Source organism: Aquabacter sp. L1I39, assembly GCF_017742835.1.
In the GTDB taxonomy this organism is placed as follows: domain Bacteria; phylum Pseudomonadota; class Alphaproteobacteria; order Rhizobiales; family Xanthobacteraceae; genus L1I39.
Map to the genome: position 1 here is coordinate 2,700,583 of NZ_CP072392.1, position 19,483 is coordinate 2,720,065.

General features: G+C 67.6%; 13 protein-coding genes and 1 pseudogene. 8 read left to right on the top strand and 6 right to left on the bottom strand.

The features are described from left to right. Nucleotides 1-3: 3 nt before the first annotated feature. Nucleotides 4-981: an N-acetyl-D-Glu racemase DgcA gene (gene dgcA / locus J5J86_RS11960; RefSeq protein ID WP_209098172.1), complete on the bottom strand. Its 978-nt coding sequence runs from the start codon at nucleotides 979-981 to the stop codon at nucleotides 4-6. 145 nt (nucleotides 982-1,126) lie between these two features. Here dgcA and J5J86_RS11965 point away from each other — a divergent pair, with 145 nt between their 5' ends. The 4 genes from J5J86_RS11965 to J5J86_RS11980 all read left to right on the top strand — a co-directional run bounded on the left by J5J86_RS11965 (nucleotide 1,127) and on the right by J5J86_RS11980 (nucleotide 4,652). Next, complete coding sequence (locus J5J86_RS11965) at nucleotides 1,127-2,254, top strand: MlaE family lipid ABC transporter permease subunit (protein ID WP_446698611.1); 1,128 nt, start codon at nucleotides 1,127-1,129, stop codon at nucleotides 2,252-2,254. Nucleotides 2,255-2,305: 51 nt separating this feature from the next. Continuing rightward, nucleotides 2,306-3,082: an ABC transporter ATP-binding protein gene (locus J5J86_RS11970; RefSeq protein ID WP_247658503.1), complete on the top strand. Its 777-nt coding sequence runs from the start codon at nucleotides 2,306-2,308 to the stop codon at nucleotides 3,080-3,082. Between the two features lie 14 nt (nucleotides 3,083-3,096). After that, nucleotides 3,097-4,017: an MlaD family protein gene (locus J5J86_RS11975; protein ID WP_209098178.1), complete on the top strand. Its 921-nt coding sequence runs from the start codon at nucleotides 3,097-3,099 to the stop codon at nucleotides 4,015-4,017. Between the two features lie 62 nt (nucleotides 4,018-4,079). Continuing rightward, nucleotides 4,080-4,652 carry an ABC-type transport auxiliary lipoprotein family protein gene (locus J5J86_RS11980; protein WP_247657557.1) on the top strand — a complete coding sequence of 191 codons (573 nt, stop codon included), beginning with the start codon at nucleotides 4,080-4,082 and terminating at the stop codon, nucleotides 4,650-4,652. Nucleotides 4,653-4,881: 229 nt separating this feature from the next. On the opposite strand, the gene J5J86_RS11985 is transcribed toward J5J86_RS11980, so the two are convergent. From J5J86_RS11985 to J5J86_RS11995, 4 genes and pseudogenes are all read right to left on the bottom strand, one after another. After that, nucleotides 4,882-5,901 carry an NAD(P)/FAD-dependent oxidoreductase gene (locus J5J86_RS11985; RefSeq protein WP_209098188.1) on the bottom strand — a complete coding sequence of 340 codons (1,020 nt, stop codon included), beginning with the start codon at nucleotides 5,899-5,901 and terminating at the stop codon, nucleotides 4,882-4,884. A gap of 547 nt (nucleotides 5,902-6,448) precedes the next feature. Next, nucleotides 6,449-8,359, bottom strand: coding sequence for a hypothetical protein (locus tag J5J86_RS11990; protein ID WP_247657559.1), 1,911 nt, complete (start codon nucleotides 8,357-8,359; stop codon nucleotides 6,449-6,451). Nucleotides 8,360-8,377: 18 nt separating this feature from the next. Then, nucleotides 8,378-8,431, bottom strand: a pseudogene (locus J5J86_RS24675) (hypothetical protein); the annotation flags it as partial. Between the two features lie 282 nt (nucleotides 8,432-8,713). After that, nucleotides 8,714-13,987, bottom strand: a complete 5,274-nt coding sequence (locus J5J86_RS11995) for an apolipoprotein A-IV repeat region-like domain-containing protein (protein ID WP_209098192.1) — start codon at nucleotides 13,985-13,987, stop codon at nucleotides 8,714-8,716. 266 nt (nucleotides 13,988-14,253) lie between these two features. Between J5J86_RS11995 and J5J86_RS12000 the strand changes: the two genes are divergently transcribed. Then, entirely contained in the window at nucleotides 14,254-14,574 is a 321-nt protein-coding gene (locus J5J86_RS12000; protein WP_209098194.1) for a 2Fe-2S iron-sulfur cluster-binding protein, read from the top strand. A 130-nt stretch (nucleotides 14,575-14,704) separates the two neighbouring features. Beyond that, nucleotides 14,705-15,865, top strand: a complete 1,161-nt coding sequence (locus J5J86_RS12005; protein ID WP_247657561.1) for a glycosyltransferase family 2 protein — start codon at nucleotides 14,705-14,707, stop codon at nucleotides 15,863-15,865. Here J5J86_RS12005 and J5J86_RS12010 read toward each other — a convergent pair. Further along, nucleotides 15,819-17,312, bottom strand: a complete 1,494-nt coding sequence (locus J5J86_RS12010; RefSeq protein WP_209098198.1) for a hypothetical protein — start codon at nucleotides 17,310-17,312, stop codon at nucleotides 15,819-15,821. The two genes, J5J86_RS12005 and J5J86_RS12010, sit on opposite strands and share 47 nt — an antisense overlap. Before the next feature lie 54 nt (nucleotides 17,313-17,366). On the opposite strand from J5J86_RS12010, the gene murI reads away from it, so the two are divergent. Continuing rightward, nucleotides 17,367-18,236 (top strand): glutamate racemase, encoded by an 870-nt coding sequence (gene murI, locus J5J86_RS12015; protein ID WP_209098200.1) that lies wholly within the window; start codon nucleotides 17,367-17,369, stop codon nucleotides 18,234-18,236. Continuing rightward, nucleotides 18,233-19,480 (top strand): lytic murein transglycosylase, encoded by a 1,248-nt coding sequence (locus J5J86_RS12020; RefSeq protein ID WP_209098202.1) that lies wholly within the window; start codon nucleotides 18,233-18,235, stop codon nucleotides 19,478-19,480. Before murI ends, J5J86_RS12020 begins: the two co-directional genes overlap by 4 nt. Nucleotides 19,481-19,483: the final 3 nt, after the last annotated feature.

Genomic DNA, 19,483 nt, shown 5'->3' on the forward strand with positions numbered 1-19,483 from the left:
CGCCTATCCCCAAAGCTCCGGTTCGGGTGGGTGGACCCGCGAACCGTCATAGCGAAGCCCCGGGGCGCGGTCCTGTGCCAGGAGGAGGGGGCCGTCCAAATCCACCACCTGCGCGGTCTGGGCGGCGAGCACCGCGGGCGCCATGGCCAGCGAGGTGGCCAGCATGCAGCCGACCATTACCGAGAAGCCCTGGCGGTGGGCGAGGTCCACCATGGAGAGGGCTTCCGTCAGCCCACCGGCTTTGTCCAGCTTCACGTTCACGGCGTCGTAGCGATCCTTGAGGGCCGCGAGCCCCGCGCAGTCATGCGCGCTCTCGTCCGCGCAGACCGGAACCGGCCGCGCGATGCGCCCCAGAAGCCCGTCGTGTCCGGCGGGCAAGGGTTGCTCCACCAATTCGACGCCGAAGGCCGCGCAGGCGGCGAGATTGCGCTCAAGGTCCGCCTCCGCCCATCCTTCATTTGCATCCACGATAAGGCGGGCCTGCGGAACGGCCGCTCGGATGGCGGCAAGGCGGGCGAGATCCTCCGGGCCGCCGAGCTTCAGCTTGAGCAGCGGCCGCCCGGATGCGGCCGCCGCCGCGGCCATGGCCTCCGGCGTATCGAGGCTGAGCGTGAAGGCCGTCACGATCGGCAGGGGCAGCGGCAGGCCTGCGAGGGCGGAAACCCTTAGTCCGGCGCGTTTGGCTTCCAAGTCCCAGAAGGCGCAGTCCAGGGCATTGCGGGCTGCCCCTGGCGGCAGGCGCTTTTGCAACGCAGCGCGGTCGAGACCGGCGGCAATCTCAGGCTCAAGGCTCCGCACCAGCTCTGCCACCCCGTCCACGGTCTCGCCATAGCGGGCATAGGGCACGCATTCTCCCCGCCCTTCATGGATGCCGTCGGTCAGGTGCGCGGTTACAACCACCGCCTCCCGTTTGGAGCCGCGGGAGATGGTGAAGGTGCCGGCGATGCGGTAGCAATCTACGGTAACAACGAGGCGTATCATCGGTTTAAATGCGTGTCGCTGCTGGAGAAATGCGGCTTTTGGGGCACGATGCGGGAAAAAAGTGACCTCGACGCCCAAGGCACGCCCGAGTATGAGCATAAGGTGTACCTTGCTCAAGCACGCGACTCGACGCGGAGAATCCCTTTTGGCGAACGCCTCGCTCCTTGATGTCCGCCAGGATGGCGATCAGCTGCGCGTGGCGGGGCAGGGCATCTGGACCTCCGACACTGCGGGCACGCTGGAGCAGGCGGTGAATGCCGCAGTGCAGCGTTACCCCGCGCCTGGGCGCGTGACCATCGACATGTCCGGGGTCGAGCGCCTCGACACCTTCGGCGCGCTGCTGCTGGAGCGGCTGCGCCGGGCCTGGTCGCGCGATGGGGTGGAGCCCGCAGTCACCGGGCTGCAGCCGCGCTATGATGCCCTCATTCAGGAGATGAAGCGCACCGGACGCGATGCTCCCCCGCCGGCCCGCCGCATTCCAGGGGTTCTGGAACGGCTGGGCATGACCGTGGTGGAGATTGCCAAGGACGCGCTCGCGCTCCTCAATTTCATCGGCGCCACCATCGCTGCCCTCCTGCGCATGCTGGCGCGTCCGCGCAATTTCCGGTTCACCTCCATGGTGAACCAGATGGACCGCGCCGGTTTCCGCGCGGTGCCCATCATCATCCTCATCACCTTCCTGATCGGCGCCATCCTCGGCCAGCAGGGCATCTTCCATTTCCGCCAGTTCGGCGCCGAAATCTATGTGGTGGACATGGTCGGCGTGCTTGTGCTGCGCGAGCTCGGCGTGCTCATCGTCTCCATCATGATCGCCGGCCGCTCCGGCAGTGCGTTCACCGCCGAGCTCGGCTCCATGCGCATGCGGGAGGAAGTGGACGCGCTGCGCGTCATGGGCTTCGACCCGGTGGAAATCCTTGTGGTGCCGCGCGTTCTGGCGCTGATCCTGGCGCTGCCGCTGCTGACCTTCGTCGGCTCCATGGCGGCCCTCGTCGGGGGCGGCCTTGTCTGCTGGACCTATGGCGGCATCACGCCGGACGTGTTCCTCGACCGGCTGAAGGACGCCATCTCCATCGACCACTTTCTGGTGGGCATCATCAAGGCGCCGTTCATGGCGGCGGTGATCGGCCTTGTCTCGTGCCTGGAAGGCCTGCGGGTGGGCGGCAGCGCGGAATCGCTCGGCCAGCACACCACCGCCTCGGTGGTCAAAGCCATCTTCCTCGTCATCGTGATGGACGGGGTCTTCGCCATGTTCTTCGCGTCCATCAATATGTGAGCCGACATGGACGCGCCCGACACTTCCCGCTCCCCCGACGCCCCGCCCGTGATGACCGCCGCCCCCGGCGAGCCGATCATCAGCGTGCGCGATCTCGTGGTAGGCTTCGGCGACCGCATCGTCCTCAACCATCTCAACCTCGACATCATGCGCGGCGAGATCCTCGGCTTCGTCGGCACGTCAGGCGGCGGCAAGTCGGTGCTCACCCGCACCATTCTCGGCCTCGTGCCCAAGCGATCCGGGACGGTGGAGGTCTTCGGCCAGAATGTGGACGACCTGGACGAGAAGAAGCGTTCGGCCATGGAACGGCGGTGGGGCGTGCTGTTCCAGCAGGGGGCACTGTTCTCCTCGTTGACGGTGAAGCAGAACATCCAGTTCCCGCTGCGGGAAAATCTCAAGCTCTCCCAGAAGCTGATGGACGAGATTGCCTATACCAAGATCGAGATGGTGGGCCTGAAGCCTGATGTGGGCGAGAAGCTGCCGTCCGAACTCTCCGGCGGCATGATCAAGCGCGCCGCTCTGGCGCGTGCGCTGGTGCTCGATCCGGACATCATGTTCCTGGACGAGCCCACCTCGGGCCTTGATCCCATCGGCGCGGGCGATTTCGACGAGTTGATCCGCACCTTGCAGCAGACTTTGGGGCTGACGGTTTTCATGGTAACGCACGATCTGGACAGCCTGCACACGGTCTGCGATCGCATCGCGGCCCTGTACGATGGTAAGGTGATCGCACAGGGGACCATCGAGACGATGATGGCGGCGCAGCATCCCTGGCTACAATCCTATTTCCACGGGGTCCGCGCGCGGGCCGTGCGGTCGTCATGGTGAGGTGGGAATAGGGCATGGAGACCAGGGCCAACTACACCATCATCGGCGCCTTCACGCTGCTCGTGCTCGGGGCGGCGTTCGGCTTCGTCTATTGGTTCGCGCGTCCCCAGGTGAGTGACGAGCGCTCCCTCTATGAGATCGTCTATAATGGCTCGGTGGCCGGCCTGCGGCAGGGCAACAATGTGCTGTTCAACGGCATTCCGGTCGGCCAGGTGACCATGCTCGGCCTCGTGCCCGGCAAGCCCAACGAGGTGCTGGTGCGGGTGGGCGTGCGTCCCGACGTGCCGATTCTGGCCGATGCGCGCGCCGGCCTGGAGACCCAGGGCCTGACCGGCATCGTGGCGGTGTCCATCCGCGGTGGGGCGGCCGATGCCAAGCCCTTGCCCATGGGCCCCAACGGCTTCCCGCGCATCGAGGCGGACGGAGGCGCCGGCATGGCCGGCCTGATCAACACCGTGCAGGATGTGGCGGGGCGCGCCAACAAGATCCTGGAAGCGGTGGACCCCGACAAGATCGCCGCCATCGTCGCCAATATCGAGACCTTCTCGAAGGCCCTGTCCGACCATTCGGAGGATGTGGGCTCGCTGATGCAGCGCTCCAACGAGATCGCCGGGCAGGTGCAGGAACTGGCCACCAAGGCCGATGCCGTGCTGTCTGACCTCAAGCGGGCGGCCGGCGATCCGGACGGCATGGTCAACCAGGTGTCCGAGGCCGCCGCCTCGGTGCGCCGCCTCGCCAACAATCTGGACACGCGCACGGAAGAAATCGCCACCCAGGTGGAGAAGTTCACCGGTCCTGGCTTGCGTCAGTTCGAGGCCCTGGCGGTGGATGGCCGGCGCACCTTGTCCGATATTGAGCGGGTGTTCCGCAACTTTGAGCGCAATCCCCGCCAGTTCATATTTGGCGGCAGCTCCGTACCCGAATATAGGCGGTAAGGAGCATGTTAAGAGAGTCGAGGGCTGAAACCGTGCCTCTATCCGCGAGCCTCTGGTCTGTCGTGCGCGCAGTGACGGTCGCTCTGGCGGTGACAGGCCTTGCGGCCTGCGCGTCAAATCCCATTCCCACCTTCGATCTCTCGGCGCCCAGCCAATTCACCGCCAAGGGCGGCGGCACCGGGCAGTTGGTGGTGGTGATGCCCACGGCGCTCGCGGCGTTGGACACCGAAAAGATCATGGTGGAGCCCGCCCCCGGTCAGATCACGTATCTGTCGGACGCCCAATGGGCGGACCGACTGCCGCCTCTGCTCCAGGCCCGCACCATCCAGGCGTTCGAGAATGGCAGTCGCCTTGCCCGGGTGGCGCGCCCCGGCGACGGCGTGAGCGGTGACTTCCAGCTCAATATGGACATCCGCACCTTCGGTGTCCGCATCGAGCCGTCGGGGGCACAGGCGGTGGTGGAAATCTCCGCCAAGGTGATCGCCAACCAGGCCGGCCGCATCGTGGCGGCGCGTGTCTTCAGCGCGCGCGTGCCGATCGCGTCCGTTGCCGGGCCGGAAGTTGCCCGCGCGCTGGACGAGGCGTCCGACCAGGTACTCATCGAAATGGTGCGCTGGGCCGCCCCGCGCTTCTGAAGATGACGAGGGCCAGCCGCGGCCCCGGCTGGAGGCCGTCGCGTGCTCGGCGTGTGGCTTTATGAGTGCCCTGCTGGCGCCAGGAGCTGGCTCCTGTCCGAGACAGTCCTAACCCTACCCGAGAGCACGCATCGATCTGATTGCAGCGCTGCCAGATCGGCAAAACGTTATGTCTCAATCGTGTAGGGACTGATCCGATCAGGTCGGTTCACCCGGACCGGATCTGGCTCTAGCCGAAGCCGGGGAACCCGATGCTGCGGTAGAAGCCGGTGAGGGCGTTTGCCCGCGCGAAGAAGCGTTCCGTTTGCCAGCGTGTATAGGGCTCCGCCAACTCCACACCCTCCCGAAGGTGGCGATGGGCGGCATGGCCCGCCATCATGCCGCCCATGACGGCCCGCAGCACACCCTGGGCGGATGCCGGGTCGAGGCGGGCGGCTGCATCCCCTGTGATCATCCAGCCTGGACCCGCGGAACGCTGGGCCAGCCGCCATGTCACGTCGGCCCCCCGGCTGGGGCCGAGAGGGTCAAGGCCGGACAGCTCGTCCGGCGGCGCGTCGGTCTGGAGCGCCTCGCGATCCACCCGCAGCCGCGTCCATTGGTAGACACCCCCTCGGATGCGGGCGGACCATGTCCACCCGTCCTGGTTCGCGATTAAAGCAGGGGCCTTATCGCGCGCGGGGCAGGCGCCGGTCCTGTAGCCATAGCGGACCCGCAGGATGGGGGAATGGCGCGCCACGGGAAGGCCCAGGCTGCGGCTGAGCCAGCGCGCGCTGCCGCTCGCATCGATCACCAAGGGAGCAAAAAACGGTCCCGCCTCCGTCGCCACACCGATGACGCAGCCGCTCTCAAGGAGCGGCGCCCTGACGCGGCATGGCATGAGCAGTTGCGCGCCGAGGGCAGCGGCGCGGTTGCGCAGCAGCGTCTCGAAGGCGGGCCGGCGGATTTGCCACCCCTGCCAGCTGCCGGAGGCATCGCCCCCGAAGGCCTGGAAGCTCGTCTTTCCCGCCAGAGAGATCCACACCCCCGCATTGCGTGCGCCGGACACCTGCGCGAGCCCGTCGGGCAGCCCGAGCTGGATCATGAGGGGCTCGATGCCCGGCTGGAGGGATTCTCCCGGCAGGCTTCGCTCCGGCTTATGCTCACACAGGAGCGTGGCAAGGCCCCGACTGGCGGCGACGATGGCGGCGGCAGCCCCGGCCGGGCCACCGCCGACCACGATCACGTCGGCATCGTGGTGTCGAGCGCCCATTGGCCGCCATTCCGTTGGAAGAGAACGAGCGCCTTGTTGGAATCATCTGTGCTGCGCGCCGTATAGGCGACCACCCGGTCCTTCACCAGCACGCGGGTCTCGTTGCGGGCCTTGTCCATGGACTGCCCGTTGGCGGTGAACAGGAAGAAGCGATACTCCCATTTGAGCGCCGGGTCGGCGCCCGCCTCCGCCACGGCCGCAGCCAGTTCCTCCCCATCAGCGCGCTCCACGGTGCGGAAGGATTGCAGCGCCCACCGCGCCTTCTCGCGCAGAATGCCGCGGATGACGGAATCCTCATTGGACTCCACGGGATGAATGCCGAGCGCCCAATAGACGGCGGCCATGGAAACCACCCGGGCGGTATATTCCTTGAAGTCGATCCGGCCAGTGAGGGCCGCGGTCATGGTGCCTTGGAGGTCGAGATAGTCGACGTCATAAATGTCGGCATAGACCACCTCCTCCTTGTCCATGCGCGGTCCGCGCACCCCATCCCACGGCATGTAGGTCTGCGTGCCGGGCAGGGGGGCGATGCCGGTCTCGATGTCGGTCAACGGCGCGCTGGTGGGCCAGGCATAGGTGAAGCCAAGGGTGGGCGAGGCCTGCTTGTCCGGCGGGAAACTGCGGGTGTTGTCGGGCGCGACGCCGGGCCAGTAATTGCCCAGTGTGGCGCACAGCTTGATGTCCTCCAGGAACGGCGTGCCGAGGCCGATGGACTGCATGTAAGGCTGGATGGCGGGCGGATCGCCGGACGCCGGGTCATTGCCCTTGTCGAGATATATATATAGCCCTGGCTCGTCTCCCATCCAGGATCGAAAATGCCGGCGGCAGCATCGGGCAACCCGACACTGCGATCCGCGTTGGGGCCATTGGCCGTCTGCGCCGGCCCCGGTGCGCTACCGGGCTGGGCCACGAGGCAGGTCATGGTGGTGTCGTTGATGCTGAAGCCGGCGGGCAAGGTGACATCGGCGGCCATGCGCTGCTGCGACAGGGGCAGGGGCGGCAGGGCCCACAGGGTCTTTTGCAGCGCAAGCGGCATTTCGTCGAGCCACCACCGGGTCAACTGGCGCTGGGAGACGCTCGGGAAGAAATCCGGCGGCGACACGATAACGAAAGCGGGCTTCGACGCCTTCACCACATGCTCGATGGCGGGGCAACGCACCTCCATCCAGCCGTTTCCGGCATAGTCCACATAATGGACGGCCGGATACTTGCCGTCATAAAGCAGGCGCATCATGTCGGGGCGGCGGTTGAGGCTCTCGATGCTCTCGCCCTGGTAGCGATGTCGGATGTTCACATATTCAGGCGCCGGCCGCTGTGCTTCCGGCGCGCGGCCTGACATGAAGGCCGGCTCCGTATCCGCCCCGACGGGGAGAATTTGGAGCGAGGAATAATAGAGGGAGAGCGGCTTGGGATAATCCTTTTCGGAGGGCACCTGGAAGGTGACCACCTTGTTGCTGCCCGGAAAGGTGGCGACCTCCGCGAGCGCGGGGCGCGGGCGGGGCACCAGCACGCCGGGGCCAAAGTCCGGATTGTCCGACAGCCCGCCGATCTCGCCGTCGCGCAGCACGAACGGATACTGGTTCAACTGCTCCTCGGTGAAGCGCGTGCCGGGGACGCCGTTCATAGTCATATAGCGCTGGAACTGGCGCAGCTTCTCATTGACGAGGTGGCTGGCGAACGTGACCGTCAGGTTCGCTCCCACGAGGCATTCAGGGCCGTCGAACAGTTTGTGGAGCGGCACCCAGAAGTCGCGTTTGTCGTCGCCCGGCTGCACGTCCTGCGGTCCGAACGTCTTTCCAGCGCCGCTGATGCGTGTCGACAGGAACGCCGCGAAGCGCTGCGGCACGGACCGAAAGGCGAAGGGCTTGGCCGGGTCGAGCGTGGCGAAGGCGCGCAGCGCTCCGTCATAATAAGGCTCTGCCGTGCCCAGATGCGACACGCCGGTGCGCGCGAAGCACAATTGCGCCGCCCGCCCTCCGACGGACTGCGAGACGTTCCGGTATTCGAGCGCATAGACGACGATGGCCAGGTCCCTGCCGGCCACGGCGCGCGCGTTTTGGGCGATCTTTGCCAGGTCCGCCTTTGCCGCGGCATAGACGTAGTTCTCCAGCACCGCGATTTCGGACAGGGTCGGAAATCCGGCCAGTGGTGTCTTGCCGTCGGCTGCGGTCGCCACGGTTGGCGCCGCGAAGGCGTGGTAGAGCAGGCTGAGATCCGGTTGCCCGGGCGTGACGCCCTGGGTGCCGGCCGCGTTGAAGTCGCCGAAACCCGGCTGTTTGCGGTCAATGGCGGCGAGCGGCTTGGAGAGCTCGGCGACGAGGTCGGGGGCGGTGATGTCCAGTTGGCCGCCCGTGACCTTGAGCATCAAATCGCGCCAACCGAGGGGCGCGAGACGCCGGCAGGCGGCGGCCACCTGGGAGGCCAGGGGCTCATCCGCCGCGTGGGCGGGCAAGCTCATGACAGGGCCGCTCAACACCGCCGCCCCCAGCGCGACTCCCGTCGACCGGAGAAAATCCCGCCGTGTCTTCATGATGCGCCCCCGCTTCACGTCGCAGACTTAAGCTGCACAATAAAAGAAGAGCATCCTGCTGCGAGGCGACGCCACTAATTTTATATAATGAAAAACATCTTATGGTTGTGCGTTCAGGGGGCATCACTCCTCCGCGCGCCGGATAACCTTGAGAGACACCGCACGGTTGGCTTCGGGTTCTGAACGCCCCCGGCCCGCAAACCCCTCCAGGCTCTGAGAAAAGAAGAAGGGCGGGGTCTCCCCCGCCCTCGTCAGTTTGTACCGCTCTTAGGTGTTATGGGTTCATTCGAACCGTCCCGCCGCGTGGGCGAGCATGGTGTAGACTTTGCCCGTGTCAGAGGTCAGGTAGGTCTTGGTCAGAACGTTGGACCGGTCGTCCTCGGCCACTTGGTCGAGCAGGCGGTCGAACTCGTCCAGGTAGCGGTCCACGGTGTCGCGGAACTCGCCATCGGTGCGGTACTTGCGGCGCAGTTCCTCGAAGGCCGCCTGGCCCTGCATGGTGTAGAGGCGACGGGTGAAGACGTTGCGCTCGCCGCGCTTGTAGCGCTCCCACAGGTCCACCGCCGCCTGATGGTCAATCATGCGGGCAATGTCCACCGACAGCGAGTCCAGGGACTCGATGGTGTGCTGGGGCGGACGGGGGCGGACGGGCTGAGGCGCCGGACGCTGCTGCTTCTCGCTTTCCGCCTCGGCGAGATCGCCGGAGGCGCGGGCGAGCAGCTCGGAGAGCCAGCCGTCCTTGCCGCCATCCTTGCCACCTTCCGGCTCACGCACCGGCGCGGGCCGAGCGGCGGGCGCCTCCGCGGCCGGGCGGGCCGGTGCGACGACCTTGCGGGCCTCCAGCGGCGCCACCGGGGCGGCGGGTTCGGCGCGACGCACGGGGGCAGGGCGCTCCGCCGGCCGGGCGGGCTCGCGGGAGATCACGCGGCCGGCGGGCGCGGACACGTCCACCGACTGGCCGTTGCGGGCGACGATCTCGTTGAGCTCCGCCAGTGCCTTGATCTGCTCGGCCACGGCGCGGCGCATGGTGGCGGCGCTGGCCTCGGTCTCGGCGGGCAGCTCGAGAATGCCCTTCTTCATCTCCTCGCGGGCCAGCTCGATGGCCTGCTGCACGTCGGTTGCGGCGCCCTTCAGCTCGCGGGCGACGTCGGTGAAGCGGCGGCCGGTCTCCTCGAACAGCCGGTTCACATCGCCGAGCGCCTCGTCATAGGTGGTCTTGAGGGCGGCGGTGAGCAGGGTGCGCTCGGTCTCCGAGGCGTTGCGCGCCACCTCCATCTGGGCCTCCATGGCCTTGACGGTGGAGGCGGCGGACCCGTTCACAGTCTCCGCAATCTCGCCGGCCTGGCTGCGGGCCTGGCTGAGCGAGGTCTCCAGGGTGGCGTGGAGGGCGCGCAGGCGCTCGTCCATCTCAGCGATGCGAGCGCTCAGCGAGCCGGAGAGCTGCTCGATGGCGTCCTTGCGGCTGGAGAGGGTGGCATCCACATGGGCGTGGGTCTCGGCGAGCGCCTTGGAGGCGTCCAGCACCGCGCTGCTCTGCGCCTCGAAGCGCTGGGTGAGGGCAGAGATTTCGGTGAGCGTGCCGTCGGTGACGTCGCGCAGCGCCGTGACCTGGTTGCCCAGCTCGCCCACGGCGCCGGTGGCGGCACCGTCGAGGCTCGCGACGCTCTCCTGGATGGAGCGAACCTGGGTGGCATAGCGCTCCTCAAACTGGGAGAGCGAGCCCACCACATGGGTGATCGTATCCTGGAAGGTGGTGTTGGCTGCGTCGAGGCGGGTGACGATCGCCTCCACATCGCCCTTGAGCGCGCCGGAGGTGGCGGCCATGTCCGCCGCCGCCTTCTGGCTGGCCTGCTCGATGGCGGCGAGGAAGACGCCGTTCTTTCCTTCGATCAGCTCGGCGAACGCGGTCATGCGGGTGCCGAGCGTCTCGGACACGCCGTCGACGCGGGCGGTGAGGGTGGTACCCACCGTGTCGGCCATCTTGGTGAGCGTCGCCTCGGCCTCGGTCGCATCCTTCTTGATGCGGTTGGCAACGCCGCCCAGCTTGGTGCCGAGCGCCTCGGCGAGCGCGTTGCCGCGCACTTCCAGAGAGGTCGCGACGCCTTCCAGGCGGCCGGTGACGATCTCCTCGATTCGGGCGACACGGCTGTCGAGCATGGAGGCGACCTCCTGGGCCCGGGCGCCGATACCGCGGCCCACGAACTCGGCCCGCTCGGACAGCACTTCGCCGATGGCGCGGGTGCGCACGGAGAAGAACTCGTCCAAGGTCGCCACCGACCGCTCCAGCGCCTCGGTGGTCGACTGGGCACCGGTGGAGAGCACTTCGCCGATCTCGGCGGAGCGCACGGCCAGGTTCTCGGTGAGCGACTGGGCGCGGCTGTCGATGGCCTGCTCCACCCGCGAGATGCGGTCTTCCAGCGTGGCGGCGATGAGTTCCGCCGTCAGGTTGAGGCCGTCGGTGAGGCCCTTTGTACGTTGATCGATGGTGGTCTCGAAGCCACCGATGCGCTCGTCGAGGGTGAGGGCAACGCTCTGGGTGGCCGCCGACAGGCCCTGCGAGAGGGTCCGGGTCTTTTCGTCGAGCGTCCGCTCGATCCGGCCGAGGCTGCCGTCCAGCGTGGTGGCGATGGCATCCGCGGAAGCCGCGAGACCCTCGCCCAGGGTGGCGGTCTTGGTGTCGAGCGTCTCGGTCAGGCGACCGATGCTGCCGTCGAGGGTCGTCGCGATGGCATCCGCGGAGGCCGCGAGGCCCTCGCCGAGGGTAGCGGTCTTGGTGTCGAGCGTCTCGGTCAAGCGACCGATGCTGCCGTCGAGGGTCGCCGCGATGGCGTCTGCGGAGGCCGCGAGGCCCTCGCCGAGGGTGGCGGTCTTGCTGTCGAGCGTTTCGGTGAGGCGATCAATGCTCGCATCCACCGCCGTGGCCAGCGTCTGCGCCGAACTGGCAAGGCCGCTATTGAGGCGATGGGTGCGCTGGTCGAGGCTGTCCTCGATTTGCGCGATGCGGGTATCGAGCACCGAGGCAATGGCGTCGCTGGAGCCGGCCAGACCTTCCGCAAGCGCCTCGGCGCGGCGGCCGAGCGTCTCCTCGAACTGGCCGAGGCTGCCTTCCACCGTTGCAGCAATGGCATTGGCGCTGGCGGCCAGCCCTTGGGTGAGAGAGGCGGTGCGTGCGCCCACCGTGCGCTCGAAGGTGCCGAGGCTCTCGTCGAGCGTGGTGGAGATGGTCTGCGTGGTGGCGGTGAGGCCTTCGGTGAGGCGGAGCGTCTTCTGCTCCAGCGTTTCCTCGAAGGTGCTCAGGCGCTCGTCCAGCGTGGTGGCCAGGGCCTCGGTGGTGGAGGAGAGGCTGGCGGTGAGGGCGTGGGTGCGCCGACCGATGGTCTGCTCGAACTGGCCGAGGCGGGTGTCGAGCGTGGTGGCCAGGGTCTGCGTTGCGCCGGCAAGGCCTTCCGTAAGCGCGCGGCCGCGGGTGCCGAGGGTGTCCTCCAACTGACCGAACTGGTCGTCCAGCGTCTGCCGCACGGCGCCGGTCGCGGTGGACAAGTTGTCGGTGAGGGTCTGGGCGCGTTCCTCGAAGGTCTGCTCGAAGCGATCGAGGCGGCCCTCAACGCTGATGGAGACGGCCTGCGTCGCCGCGTCGAGGCGCTCGTCGAGGCCGGAGACGGTGGAGTTGAGGGTCTGCGTGAGCGCGGTGACCTGCTCGGCAAGGCCATCCACCAATGCGGGGGCGTTGGTGCGCAGCGTGGTGTCGAAGGTGCGCACACCCTCCTGCACCGCCTGAGCCATGAGCAAGGTGTCCTGGCCGATGCGGTCGGCCAGCTCGCCGCCATGCACGGTGATGGTCTCCTCCAGGGCCCGCAGGCGCTGGGTGAGCATCTCGCGGATGACGTCGCCCTTGGTGGTGACGGAGCTCACCAGCGCATCGGCGGTCTCGGCGAAGGCGTCGGTGACGCGGGCGCCGCGCTCGCCGATGGCGTCGGTGACATCCGCACCGATGGCGCCCAGGCGCTCGGTCATGTCGTTGCCGGCAGCGGTCAGGGCATCGGCAATCTCGTCGCCCTTCTGGACCAGCGAGGTGGCGACCTGGACGCCGGAACGCTCCAGGGCCTCGGTGATGCGTTCGCCGGTCTCGGCCAGGCGCTCCTGGAGGGTGTCGCCATGGATGGCCACGGCGTCATGGATGCGGTTGCCGGCGATCTCGATGCGATCCGCCAGGTCGCCGCCATGCAGCGTGATGGTCTCGGCGACGCGGGTGCCGGTCTCCTCGATCTTGCGCACAAGGTCGCCGCCGCGGCTGGAGAATTCCATCACCACATTCTCGCCGGTGGCACGGAACACGCTGTTCACATCGTCGGCGCGCAGCGCGAAGTCCTCGGTGATGCGGGCGGCGTTGGTGTCGAGGGCTTCGGAGATGGCGGCGCGGGTGTCCTCCAGGCCGGTGCGGACCTCCTCGCTCCAGCGCGACACCAGGATGGACACCTCGGTGCTGGAGGAGAGCAGGCTGGCGCTGACTTCTTCCGAGCGGGACTTCAGCGTATCCGCCAGCTTGTCGCCGGACACGGTCAGCTCCTCGTTCAGCGTCGCGGCGGTGGCCTGGAGGCGGTCGATCAGCTCGTTGCCCTTGGCATTGAAGCTGTCGATCACGGTCTCGCCGACGCGGGCGAGGGCCTCGCTCATTTCCTGGCCCTTCTGGCCGAAAACATCGTTCACGCGCTCCACCGCGGCGACCACATTGCCCTGCACGCGGTCGGCGGCGTCACGCACCTCGTTGGAGAGGAGCGTCTCCGCATCCATGATGCCTTCGCGCAGGCGCTCGGTGTGGATGAGGATGTTCTGCCGCTCGGCCTGGAGTTCGCCGATCAGGTTGCGGATGCGGACTTCATTGTCCTCATAGGCGCGCTCGAGGATGGACACCTCGTTGCGCACGACAGTCTCCAGCTCGGCGGCGCGGGAGATGGCGCGGTCGAGGCCTTCACCCATGGCAGCCACTTCCCGACGCACGGCCTGGCCCACGGAGACCACCGCATCGGTGCCGAGATTTTCCGGCTGGGCGAGGCGCAGGGCCACCTCGGTCATGGAGCGGGCGACCATCTGCAGGTCGCGGGAGCGTCGCACCATGGCGGCCAGGCCGAAGAAGGCGATGGGGGGAACGATGATGCCAGCGACGATGGTGAGAAGCGCGGGCGAGGCCATCAGGGCATCGACGCCGCTGAGCCCGGCGAAGGCCGCCCGGTGGGTCGCCACCGCATAAGAGACGCCGAAGGCCACCCAGAGCGCGGAGATGGCCAGCGCCCACCAATACGGCGCCGGCGAGGAGCGCCTCTGAAGCTGGGCCAGCAATTGGCCGACGGTCTGGCGATCGTCATTGGCGGCGCGGCGATCACCCACGTCCACGCGCGGCCGCCGGCCTGCCGGACGCCCCTCCCGTGGGGGGGCTGCGGCCGGTGCGCGCGGCTCCGCCTGGGGAGCCTCGGGCTGATCCACCTGAAGGGTCAGAGCCTCCTGGATCGCCGAGAGGGCGGCCTCCGTGGGATCCTGGATCTTCTTCGGGTTCTTCATGGTCGCCGTCGCCTTTGTCGCCCACGCCACCGTGCAGTGGAGCCGGCCCATCTTGGAATTGGTGTGTACCTTGTCCGCTCCGACGCGGGTGAAACGTCGGTTAAGGTGGCATTTACCTTACCCGATCTTAACTTTTTCCCGTCGCGTATGGGAACTGCTGCCAAGAGGCCATGTGAAGTTATCGTTAACGCCGGTCACGGCTGCCTCTGGCCTATATGCCGCAATGCAGCTATAGCGGCCGGAAAGAGGGACGGAATCCAAGCCAGATGCCTCGCGTCACGTTCATCGCCTTTGACGGCGCCTCGCGCACAGTGGAAGCCCCCGAGGGCGCCACCGCCATGGAAGCGGCCGTCCGCAACCAGGTTCCCGGCATCGATGCGGAGTGCGGGGGGGCCTGTGCCTGTGCCACGTGCCATGTCTATGTGGACGAAGCATGGCAGGACGCGGCCGGCGAGCCGGGCCCCATGGAGGAGGACATGCTGGACTTCGCGTCCGACGTGCGTCCGACCTCGCGCCTTTCGTGCCAGATCGTTCTTTCGTCCAAGCTCGACGGGCTGGTGCTGCGCACGCCCGAGCGGCAAGGTTAGGCTGCGCGCGCGGCCCTTGAGGGCCGCGTGGAATGCCGGGCGCCGGGGCGGGGGCGCGCGTCGTTCATTTGGGGGGCTGGAGCGCAGGGAGCGTCCTTTCGCGCGGCCGATGCGGGTTGGAGGGGCGTTCGTGTCTGACCAGGTTGAGCTGACCATCCTCATGCCGTGCCTCAACGAGGCGGAGACGCTGGCCGTGTGCGTGGAGAAGGCGCAGGCCTATCTCAAGCGGTCCGGTGTCTCGGGCGAGGTGCTGATCGCTGATAACGGCTCCACCGACGGCTCGCAGGCCATCGCCACGGCGGGTGGCGCGCGGGTGGTGCCGGTGGCCGAGCGCGGCTATGGCGCGGCGCTCAAGGGCGGCATCGCGGCGGCGCGCGGCCGCTTCATCATCATGGGCGATGCCGACGATTCCTATGATTTCTCCAACCTCGACGCCTTCGTGACCCGCCTGCGGGCCGGCGCGGACATCGTCATGGGCAACCGGTTCGAGGGCGGCATCGAGCCCGGCGCCATGCCCTTCCTGCACAAGTACCTGGGCAATCCGGTGCTCTCTTTCCTCGGGCGCCTGTTCTTCCGCATCAAGGTGGGCGACTTCCATTGCGGCCTGCGCGGCTTCAATACCGAGGCGGTGCGCCGGCTGCGGCTGGAAACCTCCGGCATGGAATTCGCCAGCGAAATGGTGGTGCGCGCCTCCCTCGCCGGGCTGACCATTGAGGAAGTGCCGACCACCCTGAAGAAGGATGGCCGCTCGCGTCCGCCGCACCTGAAGACCTGGCGCGATGGCTGGCGGCATCTGCGCTTCCTGCTGGTCTATTCGCCCCGCTTCCTGTTCTTCTATCCCGGTCTCGCCCTCATCGCGCTCGGCCTCCTGGGCATGGTCGCGCTGTTCCCCGGTCCGCTGCATGTGGGGGCCCGCCTCAAGCTCGACATCCACACCTATCTGGTGGCGGCCATGACGCTGCTGGTGGGTGTGCAGGCGCTCTCCTTCTCCGTGGTGGCCCGCCGCTACGGGGCGCTCCTGGGCTTTCTGCCGGCCTCCGACAGTCTGGAGCGGGTGCTGCACGCCTTCAGCCTGGAGCGGGTGCTGCGCGCGGCGCTGGTGCTGGCGCTGGTGGGGCTCGCCTTCACCATCTGGGCCTTTGCAAGCTGGGCCGGAACGGGCTTCGGCGACCTGCAATATGGCCGGGTGATGCGCGTCCTGATCCTTGGACTGACCGGCCTTGCGAGTGCCATCCAGCTGGCGTTTACGGCCTTCCTGGCCAGCGTCGTCGAGATGCCCCTGAAGCGCTGAGCGCGACGATGGCGAGGGTTGGGATGGCCAGCCAGGCCACCCGGGCCTGATAGCGGTTCACCGGATTGGAGAGGATGCCGCACACGGCGGCATTCACCAGGAGGATCGCAAGCACACTCACGCACAAAAGGGCCGCTTCGCGCCTGCCGTCACCCCGGCGCCAAGTGAAACACAGCCAGATCCCCACCAGAGCCAGCACTGCGACCGATGCGAGCGTCACCGGGACCTGGATCTCGTTGATGCGCGTGAAATCAAGTCCCATAGGCGCCTGCTGGTGGGCGCCCTCCATGGCGGGCACGGCGGAGGGGACAAGCGCGGCAATGGCCTCGGTGCTGTCGGTGAGATAATTGAAGAGGCTGTCGCCGGTCTCCACTCTCAGCACCTGCCGCGCAAAGGCGCGCGCCGCCAGGGCTAGATTGTCCAGCGGAAAGGTCAGGAGCGCGCCGATCACGGCGCTGCGCATGTATGGGAGGCCCTTCTCGATCCCTCCCAACGCGACGAAAACATCATCATTGTCCCACAGGAAATCGTCTGCCGTGCTCGGCATTTCGTCCCGGTAATAGCAGAGGGGCTGCTGGGGGTCGGGGCAATGCGCCAGCAGATAGCGGTCGATCATCCCGTCCTCCAGGAGCCGCCCGAAGACGAAGGCCATGCCGCCCGGCGTCGGCACGAAGCGCCCCGCCAACACCAGGTTGAGGGTCGGCGTCACGAGAAGCGCCGCCACCAATGCGAGAGCCGGGATGCGGATCCGCAAGGACCGCGTGCCGGGCAGGAGGTATGCGCTGAGGAGCGCCAGCGCGAATAGCACCAGCATCGTCGCCAGAACCGATCCGTGGGCGCCACCCGCGAACACGATGATGAGGACCAGCAGCGCGGCCTCCCACCGCTTCAGCGCTCTGCCCTTGAACAGCAGCAGGTAGAGGCCGAGGGGCGCCAGCGCCGCGAAGATGTCCGGCATCAATTGCGCGGCCACGAAGGGCAGGGCGGTGACGGCCGCCAGAGCGACGCAGGTCACGAGATATGCGAGGTGCCGGCGCGCCAGGCCCTGGACGCGGAAGAGAAGGGCGATCATCCAGGCGGTGAGCAGGCACTGCAAAGCCACCACCGGCCAGAAGCTCGGCCACCGGCCGGCGGACAGAAGAAGCCCATAGACCATGGATCGCCCCGGGACGATGGCGCGGTCGATGCCCGCATCCAGATAGCCGCCAGTGTCCCAAAACAGGAAGGGGAAGCCGTTCCAGATCGCGGGCGCGGCAAATACGAAGGCCGCTGCGCCCATAAAGGCGAGGTCCGTCACTGGCCGCTCGGGAAAGCGTAGGCCGGCCCGATGCGCGGGCTGCGCGGCGAAAGGCGGGGGCGCGAGGCCCGTCACCCCATCGGCAGGCACCAGGCCACCGTTCTTTCGCACGCCATTCACATCCGGGTCCGCCTCCGCCTGCGTGCTCATTCTTCCTTTACCCAACCCTCGACACAATATTGCCGGCCCCGCTGAGGATATACCATGGGCAACATCATCGTTTCGGTTGGAAACCTGACGCCTGTGCCGACCCACCGCCTCGCCGCGCCCTCCATCCTCGTCTTCGACTCGGGCCTTGGCGGCCTATCCGTCTTCCGCGAAGTGGCGCGGCTGCGGCCCGACGCGCACTTCACCTATGCGGCGGACGATGCCGCGTTCCCCTATGGCAGCCTGGGCGAGGCCGCGCTTGTGGCGCGGGTGTGCGATGTCATGGATGCGCTCATTGCCGAGGTGCAGCCGGACCTCGTGGTGATTGCCTGTGGCACTGCGTCCACGGCCGTGCTTCCCGCCCTCCGGGCCCGCCATGCCATCCCGTTTGTCGGCACCGTGCCGGCCATCAAACCCGCATGCGCGCTCTCCCAGACCAAGCAGATCAGCGTGCTGGCGACGCCGGGAACGGTGCGGCGCGACTATACGGCGGCGCTGATCCGGGAATTCGCATCGTCCTGCGCGGTGAGCCTTGTGCCGAGCGAGAACCTGGCGGGCCTCGTGGAATCCATCCTGCACGGCATCCCGGTGGATGACGAGGATTTGCGCGCCGAGATCGCCCCTTGCTTCGTCGAGGGTGAGAGCGGCCGCACGGACACAGTGGTCCTCGCCTGTACTCATTACCCGCTCGTGGCCGACCGCCTCGCGAAGGTGGCGCCCTGGCCGGTGAATTGGGTGGACCCGGCCCCGGCCATCGCCCGCCGCGTCATGTCCCTGGTGGGCGAAGCGGGCGAGGCGGTGCACCTCCCCCCCGTGCGGCTCCTATCGACGGGTGCGCCGCTCGACGCGAGCGCCATCCAGGCCCTCATCGGCCGGCCGGTGACGCCGGCTGAAACGCTCCCCCAACCCCTCGCGGAGGCTTCTTGACCCATCGGCTTGGTTTCAATCGGCGAACGGTCCTGGCGGGCCTTGGCGGGCTCGCATTCAGTGCAGCAGCACCGGGCGTGACGTTTGCGCAGACTGCGGCGCAGCCCTTCAAAGTTTGGGTCGAGAAGTTTCGCACCCGTGCCCGCGCCCGTGGCATCAGCGATGAGGTCTATACGCGCGTGTTCGCGCAGGTGACGCCGGACACCAGCGTCTATGCCGCCGACAAGGCGCAGCCGGAATTCCAGGAGGAGGTCTGGCAGTATCTCAATCGCCGTGTCTCGGACTGGCGCATCTCCACCGGCCAGCAGAAGGCCCGCGAATATGCGGCTCTGTTCGGGCGGATCGAGGAGACGTTCGGCGTCGATCGGCGGATCATGCTCGGCTATTGGGGCATGGAATCCGCATTCGGGCAGGTGGTGGAAAACCCTCAGCATATGAAGCCGGTCTTCAATTCCCTGTCCGCCCTCGCCTGGGGCGAGCCACGGCGGCGCAAATATTGGGAGACCGAGCTTCTCAATGCCCTCGTCATCGTCCAGCGCGGCTGGGGCACGCCGCAGGAGATGGTGGGGTCCTGGGCGGGCGCCATGGGCCATACCCAATGGATGCCCGAAGTCTGGCTGAACATGGGCGTCGATTTCGACGGCAATGGCCGCATCTCGCCCTTCGGCAAGCCCGACGACGCCCTGGCGGGCACGGCTAATTATCTGGTGAAGCGCGGGAAGTATCGCGCCGGGGAGCCGTGGGGCTTCGAGGCCCGGGTGCCGGCCAGCTTCAATGCCGATCTCGCCGACAACCGCACCTGGCGGCCTTTGTCCGCCTGGGCCGAGCAGGGTGTGACACTGGTGGATGGTCGCACCATCGCCGCCTATGACGAGAAGGCGCGCATGTGGCTGCCCGGTGGTCCCGGGGGCCCCGCCTTGCTCCTGCTCCACAATTTCTATGCGGTGCGCTCCTACAATCCCTCGTCCAGCTATGCCCTGGCCGTGTGTTACCTGGGCGACCGGATCATGGGGGAGGGCGCCTTCGTCACCCCCTGGCCAGGTGGCGAACGGGCGATGACGCTCGCGGAGTTGCAGGAGATCCAGACCCGCCTGACCGCGCGCGGCTTTCCCACCGGCGGTACCGATGGGCGTGTGGGGTCCGGCACCATGCGGGCGGTGAAGGCCTTCCAGGAGCAGGCGGGGATCACGCCCGCCGATGGCTATCCGGGCCTCAAGGTGCTGAACGCCCTGAGGGGGCGGTAGTCG